This window comes from Nonomuraea sp. NPDC050733, assembly GCF_040654215.1.
GTDB lineage: Bacteria > Actinomycetota > Actinomycetes > Streptosporangiales > Streptosporangiaceae > Nonomuraea.
This window is the reverse complement of record NZ_JBFAHO010000043.1, coordinates 51,978-64,126: the sequence shown is the minus strand read 5'-3', so window position 1 is coordinate 64,126 and position 12,149 is coordinate 51,978. Positions and strand designations below refer to the sequence as shown.

Sequence of the window (12,149 nt, the reverse complement as noted above, 5' to 3'; positions counted from 1 at the left end):
GAGGCCTCCGCGCGGTGAAGATTCGACACCTACACCACACCGGAGGCCTCTCCTTTGATCAACCCCCACTGTTAACAACGCTCGTGGTCAATACAACTAGGCCGTGGTCGGGTCGAACACCGGCGGCCGACCACCGGGCGACCCACGTGCTCGGCTGTGGGCGAGTTGGTCGACCTTGTTCGGGATCACCGCCCCGATCCCCGGGGCGTCACGCGGGCCGCAGCAGCGCGGCAGCGGCCGAGTGCAACCGAACGGCGCGGTCCACATGAACAGCCCGCCCGCACCGATGGCAACCCGAGGGTGACACCCGCGGCGGTGCAGGGAGGGCTCTCTAGGGCCTGTTTCAGAAGTTGGCGGAGTGGCTGGTGTGTAGTTCGGTCGGGAAAGGTGTTGGCCGTCTTGACCTTGTCATTGGCGTCATGGTCTGAAGATTTCTCGCATGGACAGCTCACTGCAGGACATGGTGGTTATTGTTACCGGAGCCGGCACAGGCATCGGCCGTGCGACGGCGCGGATGTTCGCGGGGAAAGGCGCGCAGGTAGTGGCGGTGGGCCGCAGGGCGGAGCCGCTGGCGGAGGCCGCGACCGGCTATGACAGCATCCATCCGATGATCGCTGACGTCACCGCCGAGGATGCCGCGGAGGGGATCGTGCGCGGCGTCATGGAGTCACACGGTCGGTTGGACGTGCTGGTCAACAACGCGGGGATCGTTCGCAGCGCGGCGCTCGGGATGCTTACCCGGGACTTGATCGAAACGCAGATGACGACGAACCTGGTTGCGCCGATGCTGCTGGCGCAGGCCGCATTGCCCGCGCTGGAGATTCGTGGCGGAGTGATTGTGAACGTGAGCACGTCGGTCGGGCAGCGTGCTTGGCCGGGCAACTCGGTGTATGCGGCGACGAAGGTCGCCCTGGAACTGCTCACCCGTAGCTGGGCGGTGGAGTTGGCGCCACGCGGGGTCCGGGTGGTCGCGGTGGCACCCGGCGGGATCGATACCCCGATCGGCGAACATCAAGGGCTGTCGCCTGAGCGGATGGCCGCAGTCAGGGAGTGGCAGAGGGCTCACACGCCGCTGGGACGGATCGGTCGCCCCGAGGAGGTGGCGTGGGCGATCACGCAACTCGCCTCGCCGCAGGCCTCGTTCGTCACGGGAGTGGTGCTCCCGGTGGACGGTGGGGCAGTGGTCGCGTGATAGGACTGGCTGCGGAGGTGGGATCGGTGCGTATCGGTGAGTTGGCGCAGGCCACGGGCACGACCGCGCGTGCGCTTCGGCACTACGAAGATGAGGGGTTGATCGCCTCCAGGCGGGCACCCAACGGTTACCGGATCTACGACGAGGACGTGGTGGTGCGGGTCCGTAACATCCGCCATTTGCTGGCCGCTGGTCTCACTCTGGCAGATGTCCGTGCGTTCCTGCCGTGCCTGGATGGTGACGTGGTGGCCGCGCCACCGTCGGACCGGGGCATTCAGATCGCGCTGGATCGCCTTGCCGTCTTTGATGAGCGCATTGCCGTCCAGATCGAGGCACGCGACCGGTTGGCGGCGACGCTGCGTCGGGTGACTGGCGGGAAGATCCGCTCGGTTGCCTGATCTGTGTTCCACGGCCACAGCCACTCGTTGATGGCGGCGATGGTCACGGTGGCTTCGTAGCGGACGGCGAGCTTGTCGTACCTGGTCGCGACGGCCCGGTGGCGTTTGAGCCGGTTAATGCCGCATTCCACGGCATGACGCTCACGATAGTCGATCTTGCAGAACGTGGGCGGCCGGCCACCGCTGCTGCCTCGGTTCTTGCGGTGACGGATCTGATCGGCCTTCTCCGGGATCGTGCACGCGATGCCGCGCCTGCGCAGGTAGGCACTGTTGGCGCGGGAGCCGTACGCCTTATCGGCACGGACCCTGTCGGGACGCTTACGCGGGCGTCCCGGCCCCAGCCGGGGCACACCAATCCGCTCCAGTACGGGCTGGAATTGGGGAGAATCCCCGCGTTGACCAGCAGTGATGATCAGCGATAACAGCTTCTGGCCCTGCTCGACGGCCAAATGCAGCTTGGTGGTCAGCCCACCCCGAGAGCGCCCCAGCCCGTGGTCGGCGGGCTCGACCTCGACGCCGCCGGGCTGCTCTACCTGCAGATCCCCCTTTTACGCGCACCAGCGGCATGCTGGTGCGCGCGAGTGATCGTGGAATCCACGCTCACCTCCCACGTGATCATCCCCTTGGCGTCCGCCCTGCCCTGCAACTCCTTCAAGATCCGTGCCAAGGTGCCGTCCCGCTGCCAGCGCCGGAACAACCCGTACACCGTCTCCCACTCGCCATACCGGACAGGCACGTCCCGCCACGGCGCACCCGTCCGTATCCGCCACCGGATCCCATCGATGAGCTGCCGTTTCGTCCACCTCGGCGGCCTGCCCGGCTTCTTACCAACCGGCAGCAACGGCTCCAGGACCGCCCACTGCGCGGCGGTCAAATCCCCATGACCCACTAAAAATCATCCCAGAAGTCGATCACTCACGCGATCCACTTCTGAAACAGACCCTCTAGGGGCCTTTCGGAAGTGGCTCCGGCAGGTGAACCCATCTGATCTCGCCGTCCTGCCACTCGCCGGTGGGGGAGAGGCCGGCGGAGGCGGCCACGGCGGCCGACGCCGCGTGGTCGGGGTGGACGTGCGCGACGACCGTGCGCGTTCCGGCGTCCCGGAGCCGGCCGACGAGCCCGCGCGCGGCCTCGGTGGCGATGCCCCGGCCCTGCCAGCCGGTGCCGACCACCCAGGCGACCTCGGCGACGGACTCCGCGGTGACGGTCGCCTGCACGTACCCGGCGAGACGGCCCTCGTCCCGTACCCGGATCACCCAGTTGAGCCAGGACACGGCGGGGTCGGGCGATCCGGCGGCCAGGCGCGCGTAGCGGGCCCGCAGCGCGTCCTCGTCCAGCGGCTCACCACCGATGAACGCGTGCAGGGCGGGGTCGGCGAGGACCACGGCCATCTCGGCGGCGTGCTCGACGGCCAGGGGCAGCAGGTCGAGCCGGCGGGTGGCGAAGGGCGCGATCGTGACGGGCGGCATGCGCCCATCTTTCTGGAACCGGATCTTCCTGACTATTGTGATCTCCGTTCTCGGAGGGGGAAAGCGGTTGATGGCAGACGGGTCCGAGATCTCGCTGGGCAGCGGGTACGTGCTCATGGACGAGATCGGCGCCGGTGGGATGGGCACCGTGTGGCGGGCGCGGCACCGGGACTCCGGCGAGGTCGTGGCGGTCAAGCTGCTGCGCGACGGCCTCAGCGCCGACCAGGACCTGGTGCTGCGGTTCGTCCAGGAACGTCAGGTGATGCGCAGCCTGCGGCACCCCAACATCGTCACGATCCGCGACTTCGTCGTCGAGGGCGAGCGGCTCGCGCTGGTGATGGACCTCGTCGAGGGCGGTGACCTGCGCACGCTGGTCCAGCGGCGCGGCACGCTGCCACCGGCCGAGGCGGCCGGGCTGCTGGCGCAGACGGCCGGGGCGCTGGCCGCCGCCCACGACCTCGGGATCGTCCACCGCGACGTCAAACCGGGCAACGTCCTGCTCGACCGGGCCACCGGACAGGTACGGCTGACGGACTTCGGGGTGGCCCGCATCCTCCACGGCCCCGGCCTCACCCAGACCAGCGCGGTCATCGGCACGCCCGTGTACATGGCGCCCGAGGTGGCCGACGGCGGTGCCGCGACGCCTGCCGTGGACGTGTACGCCCTCGGGCTGATCCTGTACGAGCTGCTCGCCGGGCGGCCGCCGTTCGTGGGCGACCACCCGATGGTGCTGATCCGGCAGCACGCGATGGCCGTGCCCCGGCGGCTGCCCGGGATGCCGGACGCGCTGTGGGCGCTCGTCTCGGCGTGCGCAGCCAAGGACCCGGCCGCCCGGCCGCCGGCCGGAGCGGTGGCGGCGGCGCTCCGGGACGCCGGGCCGGCGCTGGCGGGCCTGCCCGCGCTCCCGGCGGTCTCACGCTCGGACGCCCCCTCGGTCACCTCGGAACCCCTCGCCCCGTCGCCCTTGCCGCCTGGCGCCCCGCCCGCGACGGGTCCCGCCCAGCCCGCCGCGACGACCGGACCCGCCGGACCCGCCGGCCCCGGCCGGCCCCATGCGCCCAGCGAACCCTCGCCCGGTCCGGGAGCGCCCGGTCCGGGAGGGCCCGCGGGCCGGTCGCGGCGGCGGGTGGTCGTGCTCGGCGCCGTCACCGTCGCCCTGGCCGCCGCCGTCACCGCCGTCGCGGTCGTGGCCCCCTGGCGCGCCCCGGCGTCCGGAACCCCGCACGGCCCCGCGTCCCGGCAACCGCTGGCCGTACAGTCGCTGCCCGTGGGGACCACGCCGCACAGCGCTGTCTCCACCCCCGGCACCGGGAAGAGCGGCGAGCCGAAAAAGGGCGAGACGCACCCGGTGCGGGACCGCACGACCGTGCCCGCGGAGCGGCAGTCCACCGAGCCGAAGAAGAAGACGGCCGACAAGCCGGAGACCGGGCTGACGAAGCCCAGCGAGCGCGTGCGGTCGCCCGAGCCGGACGACTCCCGGACCACGACCGAGGTCAAGCCCGACGACGGCACCAAGAGGACGGATCCCACGCGCCTGGGCACGACGCCGGAATGGCAGTGCCGCCCCTGGGTCTCCGCGGGGCCCGGTACGAGCGCGTTGATGTCGCCGTGCATCGCCGTGGTGGGCGACACGATCTTCATGAAGGGCAAGCTCAAGAAGGCCGCGGGCGACTGGAACATCCACGTGCAGCTCTACAACACCGAAGCCGAGCACGTCGCCAGCCAGACGTTCATCTGCAAGGACGTCTCGCCGGCGGCCAACGGCGTCGCCATGTGCGGCCCGTTCAAGGTCGCCGCGTCCAGGGTCGGGCAGCTGCACGACGTGCGACAGCGGTGGAGGCCCACCGGCGCGCTCGTGTGGGGCGGCGGCAGGGAGAGCCCCACCGTCACGTGGTAGCGGCTCGCCCGGTGGCAGGACCGGCGGAAGACTGGGATGATCTGGACATGTCCACGGCCTTCGCGATCATCTCCCTGCTGTTCAACGGGCTCATGGCCGGGCTCTTCTATGCCTTCTCCACCACGGTCATGCCCGCCCTCGACGCCGTGGAGCCGGCCCAGGCCACGGCGGCCATGCGGAGCGTCAACCGGACGATACTCAACCCGTGGTTCCTGCCGGTGTTCCTGCTGGCGCCCGCGGCGTCGCTGGCCGCGGGGGTGTTCATGCTCGCGGGCGGGAGCACGGCGGCGGGCATCCTGTGCCTGGCGGCGGCGGCCGTCTACGGGCTCGGCACGCTGGCGACGACGGCCGCGCTCAACGTGCCGATGAACAACGCGCTGGAGGCCGGCGACATGGACTGGCCGGCGTACTCCCCGCGCTGGACGCGCTGGAACCACGTGCGCAGCCTGTCCTGCGCCGCCGCTCTGGTGCTCGTCGGCGTGGCGCTCCTGCTGGCCTGAAAAGCCGTAGTTCGTCTCACGAACTGCGCGACGCCTCGATGTTACCCTGGCCGGGTGGTTAAAGACGATGATGGCCAGATAGGTGTTGTGGCCGGGCTGGTGCGCTCCACGTTCCTGGTGAACGCCGTGTACGCCGAGTCCGCCCGGGAGTACGGCATCACCTCGCAGCAGGGTCAGTTGCTGTGCGTGCTGATGCCGCAGCCGTACGGCATGAGCGAGCTGGGCGCGACGCTGGGGCTGGCGAAGTCGAGCCTGACCGGCCTGGTGGACCGCACCGAGCGCAACGGCCTGGTCGAGCGCCGACCGGACCCGCAGGACTCGCGCGCGGTGCGGGTCGCGCTCACCCGGCGCGGAGACAGGCTCGCGCGGGATTTCTACGCCGAGACCTGCCGGCGCGTCGACCGCCTGGCGGAAGGACTCGACGCCGCCGAACGCGACACGCTCGCCGGCCTGCTCGGCCGGGTCGTGCTGGACAACAAGGTCCCGGTGATCTTCCGCGAGCCCGACGAAAGGTCCCCCGCCGAGCGCTGATAACTCCCAGGAGAGTTGCAGTTCGCATCTCGAACTAATATTGTTCGTAGCGCGAACTGCAACTCGTTTTTGAATGTGGGAGTGTGAATCATGCGTCGTACGGTCGCGGTCATAGGCGGCGGTTACGGGGGCTCGGCGGTCGCCAAGGCGCTGGAGTCCGAGGCGGACGTCATCCTCGTCGATCCCCGGGAGGCGTTCATCAACACGGCGGGGTCGCTGCGGGCGCTGACCCGGCCCGAGTGGGGGAGCAGCATGTTCTTCCCCTACCAGCAGTGGCTGACGCGCGGCACGGTGCTGCGCGACCGGGCGGCATCGGTGGACCCCGGCGGCGTCACCCTGGCGTCGGGGCAGCGGGTCGAGGCGGACTACGTGGTCCTGGCCACCGGCTCCAGCTATGCCTACCCGGCCAAGCCCGAGGCCGACTCCACCGAGGAGGTCCTGGACGACCTCCGCCTCACCCACAAGGAGCTGGCCGGCGCCGAGCGGGTGCTGATCCTCGGCGCCGGGCCGGTCGGCCTGGAGCTGGCCGGAGAGATCAAGGAAGTCTGGCCGCACAAGCAGGTGACCGTCGTCGACCCGGCCGAGCGGCTGCTGCCCGCCTTCCAGCCGGAGATGCGCCAGGACCTGCACCGCCAGCTCGACGAGCTGGACATCCGGCTCCGGCTGGGCACCGGCCTGACCGCGCCGCCGGCGACCGAGCCCGGTCAGGCCGGCACCTTCACCGTCACCACCACCGGCGGCGACGACATCACCGCCGACATCTGGTTCCGCGCCCACGGCGTGCGCGTCAACAGCGACTACCTCGCCGACGGCCGGCTCACCACCCGCACACCGCAGGGACAGGTCCACGTCACCGAGACCCTCAACATCGACGGGTACGAGCACGTCTACGCGATCGGCGACATCACCGACGTCCCCGAGGCGAAGATGGCCGGGTACGCGATGCAGCACGCCGAGGTCGTGGCCCGGAACATCACCGCCCAACTGCGCGGCCAGCGGCCCACGGCCACCTACCAGGCCGCGGCCCACCCCATGATCCTGCTCCCGCTCGGGCCGCGCGGCGGCGCCGGCCAGCTCCCCACACCCGACGGCCCGGCCGTCGTCCCGGCGACGACCGTCTCGGCGTACAAGGGCGCCGACCTGTTCACCGGCCGCTTCACCGAGCAGTTCGGCGCGGCCTGAACGGCTGGAGGACGTGGAACAGAACATGCTTGACGGAAAGGCGGAACATCCCATGGACAGGAAAGTCCTCTTCGGTTTCGGCGCGCACAGCGGCATCGGGGAGATGACCGAGCTGCTGCACATGGCCCAGGAGGCCGACCGCGACGGGCTCGACCTCTTCTCGCTGTCGGACCACCCCTACATCGGCGAGCGCCTGGACGCCTACGCCGCACTCGGCTTCATCCTGGGACGCACGGAGCACATCACGGGCTTCGCCAACGTCACCAACCTGCCGACCCGGCCTCCGGCCATGCTGGCGCGGACCGTGACGTCGCTGTCGGCGCTGTCGGGCGGCCGCGTCGTGCTCGGCATGGGCGCGGGCGGGCTGTGGGAGCGCATCGCCGCCATGGGAGTGCCGCAGCTGTCACCGGGCGATGCCGTGGACGCCTTCGAGGAGGCGATCACCCTGGTCAAGCTGCTGTCGGGCGGTGGCCCCCCGGTCACCTACGAGGGCCGCCACTACCACGTGAACCAGATCGAGCCGGCTCCCGTGGCCGCGCCGCCCGTGTGGACCGGATCGGTGGGCCGCAAGTCCCTGGCCGCCACCGGGCGGGTGGCCGACGGCTGGATCCCCGGCCACGCGGCGGACTGGCTCAGCGAGCGCTACCGGGAGTCCCGGCCGGTCATCGACGAGGCGGCGGCGGCCGTGGGCCGCGACCCGCGCGAGATCCGCACGGTCTTCAACTTCCCCGGAAGCATCACCGACCGGCCGCTGCCCGCCACGCGTGACCGCGGCGGCCGCTGGATCGGCGGCTCCGTCGAGCAGTGGGTGGAGGAACTGACCGGGGCGGTGCTGGAGCACGGCGCGTCGGGCTTCATGCTCTTCTCAGCCGGCCACGGCGGGCCGGACCCCCTCCTCCTCGGCCGCTGGGCCAGGGAGGTCGTCCCCGCCGTACGGGAGGCGATCGCCAAAGCCTGAGCACGCCCCGGAGAGGCCGAGGCACGATCGGTACGGCGGCGGCCGTACCGATCTCGTCAGGTACGTCCCTACATGTTGATCATGTGGCCGGCCAGGCCGTGGATCGCCTCCTTGACCGCCTCGCCGAGCGTCGGGTGGGCGTGGACGTTGCGCGCGACCTCGTGCACCGTCAGGTCCCACTGCTGGGCCAGCGTGAGCTCCGGCAGCAGCTCCGTCACCTCGGGCCCGATGAGGTGGGCGCCGAGCAGCTCGCCGTACTTGCCGTCGCTGATGATCTTGACGAAGCCGTTGGCGTCGCCCAGGCCGTGGGCCTTGCCGTTGGCGGTGAAGGGGAACTTGGCCACCTTCACGTCGTAGCCCAGGTCGCGGGCCTGCGCCTCGGTGTAGCCGAAGCTCGCCACCTGCGGCTGGCAGTACGTCGCCCGGGGGATCATCACGTAGTCGAGCTCCATGGTCTCCGCGCCGCCGATGGTCTCGGCCGCGATGACGCCCATGGACTCGGCGGCGTGGGCCAGCATGAGCTTGGCCGTGACGTCGCCGATGGCGAAGATGTGCGGCACGCTCGTCCGGCAGCGGCCGTCGACCGCGATGGCGCCCCGGTCGGTGAGGGCCACGCCGGTCTTCTCCAGGCCGTAGCCGTCGACCCGCGGCTGGAAGCCGATCGCCTGCATCACCTTGTCGGCCTCCAGCACCTGCTGCTGGCCGTCGCGCGTCACGGTGACCTTGACCGAGGAGCCGTTGTCGTCGATGGCGTCCACCCGCGTGGAGGTGAGGATCTCGATGCCGAGCCGCTTGTAGCGCTTGGCCAGCTCCGCCGACACCTCCTCGTCCTCCAGAGGGACCACCCGGTCGAGGAACTCCACGATCGTCACCTTGACGCCGTAGTTGTGCAGCACGTACGCGAACTCCACGCCGATCGCGCCCGCGCCCGCGATGATGATGCTGCCCGGCAGCTCGCCGGTCATGATCTGCTCTTCGTACGTCACCACGCGCTCCGACAGCGACGTGCCGGGGATCAGCCGGGTGGTGGCGCCGGCGGCGATGATGCAGTGGTCGAACGTGATCGTCTCGCCGTTCACCTGGATCGAGTTGGGGTCCAGGAAGGTGCCGCGGCCGTCGTACTCCGTGATGGCGTTCTTCTTCATCAGGTAGTGAACGCCCTTGACCCGGCCGTCCGCCACCTTGCGGCTGCGCGTGAAGGCGGCGCCGTAGTCGAAGGAGACCTCGCCGCTGATGCCGAAGGTCTTGGCCTCCTTGTGGAAGATGTGAGCCAGCTCCGCGTTGCGCAGCAGCGCCTTGGACGGGATGCAGCCCACGTTCAGGCAGACGCCACCCCAGTACTTCTCCTCGATGACCGCTGTGCGCAGCCCGAGCTGGGCGGCGCGGACCGCGGCCGTGTACCCTCCGGGACCCGCGCCGAGAACGACGACGTCATAGTGAGTGCTCATGAGTCGGACCATACCGTCCACCTAGGTCTACCCCTGACCCTCGCCCCTGCCCCAGTGATACGGAGCCTGTCGGCGGCTTGGATCTAACCATGACCGATCTTTCCGGCCGTCCCTCCGACGGCTTCCCGGGGCGCTGGGTCGAGGGCGTCACCCTCGTCCTCGCACCCGTCCTGATGCTGGCCGGCGTGCTGCTCCGCGTGGAGTACGACGGCTTCTTCCCCGCCCAGCTCGCGGCCTTCGACGAGGCTCCCGCCCTGATGTCCGCCTCCTACGGATGCTTCGCCGCCGGGGCCGTGCTGCTCTGGCCCGGGGTGCTCGCGCTGGTGCGCCGCTCGCCCGGGTCCCGCGTGGTGCTCTGGGGCGGGGTGATGGTGCTGCTCGGCCTGTTCGCCCGTGCCTTCCACGCCGGCGTGAGCCACCTGGCCTTCCAACTCGTCGAGGTCCAGGGGCTGACCTCCGCGCAGCGGAGCGTGGCGGCCGCCTACAGCGCCTTCCACGTCTTCCAGCCGCTCAACATCGTGGTGTTCGCCGGGTGGGCGGTGCTGGCGATCGGGCTGTGGCGGGCCGGGACGCTGGGACTCGTCCGGAGCGTCGCCCTGGGGCTGATGACCGCGCTGCCGATCGGGGTGCTCAAGGGCACCGGTCCGATGTCGATCCTGGCCACCGTGGGCCTGTGCGTCGCCCTCGTGCCGTACGGGATCCAGGTCCTGCGAGCCGGGCCCGCGCCCCGGTGGTGGGCCTTCCCGCTGGCGCTCGCGCTCGGGGCCGGGGCCGTGCTGCTGGGGAGCGTGGGTTGACCGGCTCAGCGCAGACCGGCGAACCAGCGCCCCACCTCCTCCCAGCAGTCGGCCAGGGCGAAGCCGCTGGAGTGGGCGACCCGCGCGATGTCGTCGGCCGACACCACCGCCCACCCGAACCACTCGCCCACGGTGCTCCCGCGGCGCAGCCGCACCCGCTCGACCCGGCTGGCCACGCCCGGCCGCTCCACCTCGACGATGACCTCGCCGCCGGGCCGTACCAGCTCCCTGACCCTGCGCAGCAGGACGTTCGGGTGGCCGCCGATGCCGATGTTGCCGTCGGCGAGCAGCGCCGTCTCCCACCGGCCGCTGCCGGGCAGCTCGTCGAACACGCTGCGCAGCAGCGCGAAGCCGCCCGCCCTGCGGGTCAGCCGTACGGCATGCGGCGTGATGTCGATGCCCAGGGCGGCCACGCCGCGGCGCTTGAGCGCGACGGTCAGCCGCCCGGGGCCGGACCCGATGTCCAGGGTCGGGCCGGCGCACCGGCGCAGCATGGCCTCGTCGCCGTCCATGGGCTCCAGCCAGCGGGCGGCCTCCAGGACGGCGCGGGCCCCGTCGACGTGCTCGATCTCGACGGGGGCGCCGTCGAGGGCGTCGGCGTAGATCTCTCCCATCATCGGAGCGCGCCCGCCTCGGTGACCCGTGCCCCGATGTTCCCTGCCCCGGTGTCGCCCGCCAGCTCGCGCAGCGTCGCGGCGAACCGGGAGGCCGGTGTCTCGGAGGCCACCCGGAAGGCGTCGGCCGCGGTGTCCACGTCGGTCAGCTCGGGCAGGTGCCGCACCGCCAGCCCGGCCCGGCAGAGCCGTTCGAGCTGCGCGGCCCCGGTGTACGGCTGCGACATGGGCACGCCCAGCAGCAGTCCCGGATCGGGCCGCCGCAGCCCCAGCAGCCAGAAGCCCCCGTCGGCGGCCGGCCCGAACACCGCGTCGCACTCCGTCAGAGCCTCCACCGCGCCGCGCAGCAGGCCGGGCGTCACCTGCGGGGTGTCCATGCCGATGAGCACCACCGGCTCGGGCCGGAGCCGGTGGCAGTCGGCAAAGGCGGCGGCCAGCCGCTCGTCCAGGCCGGTCCCGCGCTGGGGGACCACCACGAAGCCGGGCGGCAGCCAGCTCCCGGGCAGCCCGTCCAGGGCCAGCACCCGCTGACCGGCGGGAGTGGCGGCGACGGCCCGCAGGGTGTCCTCGATCGCCGCCTCGGCGAGGAGCGCGGCCTGGGCGGGGCTCAGCGGCGGGGTGAGGCGGGTCTTGACCCGGCCGGCCACCGGCTCCTTGGCGATGGTCACGATGGTGGTCATGCCGCCTCCGGGGCGATCTTCATGTACCGACCGTAGAGCTCGCGACCCGGGGCAACTCTTACGAGGTCGTAACGGGCGACGTCCGCCCTTCCATTAGACCTCCACCTTGTACGGCAGGGACAGCTCGTCCGCCGGCACCCCGCGGATGCCCCAGTTCACCTTGGGCATCTCGACGATGGTGATCTCCACGTCCTCGGCGGGGTACGGGCACCTGTCGTAGATCGCCCGGATGAGCGCCCGCTTGGCCTCGTCGCTGCGCCCCGTGAAGCACAGCACCTCGATGATCAGGTAGCCGTCACCGCGCTGCGGGCAGATGAGATCGTCCGCGTCCAGCAGCAGGAACCGGTGGAACCTCTTCTCCTCCGGCAGTCCCCACGCCTCCACCAGGCAGGAGTGGACGAGGTCGGACACCTCGCGCTGCCGGCCCGCCCACACGTCCCTGCGCCCGTAGAGCTTCACCTGTGCCATGTGCGCCACTATAGG

General features: G+C 71.1%; 13 protein-coding genes and 1 pseudogene. 8 read left to right on the top strand and 6 right to left on the bottom strand.

Features of this window, described 5'->3' with window-relative positions:
- The first annotated feature begins 439 nt into the window (after nt 1-439).
- Together AB0H64_RS38370 and AB0H64_RS38365 are read left to right on the top strand one after the other, a co-directional pair.
- Nucleotides 440-1,192: an SDR family oxidoreductase gene (locus tag AB0H64_RS38370; protein ID WP_357634900.1), complete on the top strand. Its 753-nt coding sequence runs from the start codon at nt 440-442 to the stop codon at nt 1,190-1,192.
- A gap of 26 nt (nt 1,193-1,218) precedes the next feature.
- Nucleotides 1,219-1,590 carry a MerR family transcriptional regulator gene (locus tag AB0H64_RS38365; RefSeq protein ID WP_357634899.1) on the top strand — a complete coding sequence of 124 codons (372 nt, stop codon included), beginning with the start codon at nt 1,219-1,221 and terminating at the stop codon, nt 1,588-1,590.
- A 17-nt stretch (nt 1,591-1,607) separates the two neighbouring features.
- Here AB0H64_RS38365 and AB0H64_RS38360 read toward each other — a convergent pair.
- Nucleotides 1,608-2,479, bottom strand: a pseudogene (locus tag AB0H64_RS38360) (IS5 family transposase); the annotation flags it as partial.
- 55 nt (nt 2,480-2,534) lie between these two features.
- Nucleotides 2,535-3,059 carry a GNAT family N-acetyltransferase gene (locus AB0H64_RS38355; RefSeq protein ID WP_357634896.1) on the bottom strand — a complete coding sequence of 175 codons (525 nt, stop codon included), beginning with the start codon at nt 3,057-3,059 and terminating at the stop codon, nt 2,535-2,537.
- A gap of 70 nt (nt 3,060-3,129) precedes the next feature.
- On the opposite strand from AB0H64_RS38355, the gene AB0H64_RS38350 reads away from it, so the two are divergent.
- The 5 genes from AB0H64_RS38350 (at nt 3,130) to AB0H64_RS38330 (ending at nt 8,127) form a co-directional block, all read left to right on the top strand.
- A complete protein-coding gene (locus AB0H64_RS38350; protein ID WP_357634894.1) occupies nt 3,130-4,956 on the top strand; it encodes a protein kinase in 1,827 nt (608 codons plus the stop codon).
- A 47-nt stretch (nt 4,957-5,003) separates the two neighbouring features.
- The gene (locus AB0H64_RS38345; protein WP_357634891.1) at nt 5,004-5,456 is read left to right on the top strand and encodes an anthrone oxygenase family protein; all 453 of its coding nucleotides are present in this window, start codon (nt 5,004-5,006) and stop codon (nt 5,454-5,456) included.
- Between the two features lie 54 nt (nt 5,457-5,510).
- Nucleotides 5,511-5,987 (top strand): MarR family transcriptional regulator, encoded by a 477-nt coding sequence (locus tag AB0H64_RS38340; RefSeq protein WP_357634888.1) that lies wholly within the window; start codon nt 5,511-5,513, stop codon nt 5,985-5,987.
- Between the two features lie 90 nt (nt 5,988-6,077).
- On the top strand, nt 6,078-7,169 hold the full coding sequence (locus tag AB0H64_RS38335; RefSeq protein WP_357634886.1) for an FAD-dependent oxidoreductase: 1,092 nt from the start codon (nt 6,078-6,080) through the stop codon (nt 7,167-7,169).
- 52 nt (nt 7,170-7,221) lie between these two features.
- Nucleotides 7,222-8,127, top strand: coding sequence for an LLM class flavin-dependent oxidoreductase (locus AB0H64_RS38330; RefSeq protein WP_357634883.1), 906 nt, complete (start codon nt 7,222-7,224; stop codon nt 8,125-8,127).
- A 68-nt stretch (nt 8,128-8,195) separates the two neighbouring features.
- On the opposite strand, the gene lpdA is transcribed toward AB0H64_RS38330, so the two are convergent.
- A complete protein-coding gene (gene lpdA / locus AB0H64_RS38325) occupies nt 8,196-9,575 on the bottom strand; it encodes a dihydrolipoyl dehydrogenase (protein ID WP_357634880.1) in 1,380 nt (459 codons plus the stop codon).
- Nucleotides 9,576-9,664: 89 nt separating this feature from the next.
- Between lpdA and AB0H64_RS38320 the strand changes: the two genes are divergently transcribed.
- Nucleotides 9,665-10,372, top strand: a complete 708-nt coding sequence (locus AB0H64_RS38320) for a hypothetical protein (RefSeq protein ID WP_357634877.1) — start codon at nt 9,665-9,667, stop codon at nt 10,370-10,372.
- Between the two features lie 5 nt (nt 10,373-10,377).
- On the opposite strand, the gene AB0H64_RS38315 is transcribed toward AB0H64_RS38320, so the two are convergent.
- The 3 genes from AB0H64_RS38315 to AB0H64_RS38305 all read right to left on the bottom strand — a co-directional run bounded on the left by AB0H64_RS38315 (nt 10,378) and on the right by AB0H64_RS38305 (nt 12,134).
- Nucleotides 10,378-10,989 carry a methyltransferase domain-containing protein gene (locus AB0H64_RS38315; RefSeq protein WP_357634875.1) on the bottom strand — a complete coding sequence of 204 codons (612 nt, stop codon included), beginning with the start codon at nt 10,987-10,989 and terminating at the stop codon, nt 10,378-10,380.
- Nucleotides 10,986-11,666, bottom strand: coding sequence for a TIGR04282 family arsenosugar biosynthesis glycosyltransferase (locus AB0H64_RS38310; RefSeq protein ID WP_357634872.1), 681 nt, complete (start codon nt 11,664-11,666; stop codon nt 10,986-10,988). Before AB0H64_RS38310 ends, AB0H64_RS38315 begins: the two co-directional genes overlap by 4 nt.
- Before the next feature lie 93 nt (nt 11,667-11,759).
- The gene (locus AB0H64_RS38305; protein WP_357634870.1) at nt 11,760-12,134 is read right to left on the bottom strand and encodes a tautomerase family protein; all 375 of its coding nucleotides are present in this window, start codon (nt 12,132-12,134) and stop codon (nt 11,760-11,762) included.
- Nucleotides 12,135-12,149: the final 15 nt, after the last annotated feature.

Excerpts from the sequence above, each read along its gene's own strand:
- AB0H64_RS38370 (WP_357634900.1), top strand. The coding sequence starts at position 440 with ATGGACAGCTCACTGCAGGACATGGTGGTTATTGTTACCGGAGCCGGC.
- AB0H64_RS38355 (WP_357634896.1), bottom strand. The coding sequence starts at position 3,059 with ATGCCGCCCGTCACGATCGCGCCCTTCGCCACCCGCCGGCTCGACCTG.
- AB0H64_RS38350 (WP_357634894.1), top strand. The coding sequence starts at position 3,130 with ATGGCAGACGGGTCCGAGATCTCGCTGGGCAGCGGGTACGTGCTCATG.
- AB0H64_RS38345 (WP_357634891.1), top strand. The coding sequence starts at position 5,004 with ATGTCCACGGCCTTCGCGATCATCTCCCTGCTGTTCAACGGGCTCATG.
- AB0H64_RS38335 (WP_357634886.1), top strand. The coding sequence starts at position 6,078 with ATGCGTCGTACGGTCGCGGTCATAGGCGGCGGTTACGGGGGCTCGGCG.
- AB0H64_RS38330 (WP_357634883.1), top strand. The coding sequence starts at position 7,222 with ATGGACAGGAAAGTCCTCTTCGGTTTCGGCGCGCACAGCGGCATCGGG.
- lpdA (WP_357634880.1), bottom strand. The coding sequence starts at position 9,575 with ATGAGCACTCACTATGACGTCGTCGTTCTCGGCGCGGGTCCCGGAGGG.
- AB0H64_RS38320 (WP_357634877.1), top strand. The coding sequence starts at position 9,665 with ATGACCGATCTTTCCGGCCGTCCCTCCGACGGCTTCCCGGGGCGCTGG.
- AB0H64_RS38315 (WP_357634875.1), bottom strand. The coding sequence starts at position 10,989 with ATGATGGGAGAGATCTACGCCGACGCCCTCGACGGCGCCCCCGTCGAG.
- AB0H64_RS38310 (WP_357634872.1), bottom strand. The coding sequence starts at position 11,666 with ATGACCACCATCGTGACCATCGCCAAGGAGCCGGTGGCCGGCCGGGTC.
- AB0H64_RS38305 (WP_357634870.1), bottom strand. The coding sequence starts at position 12,134 with ATGGCACAGGTGAAGCTCTACGGGCGCAGGGACGTGTGGGCGGGCCGG.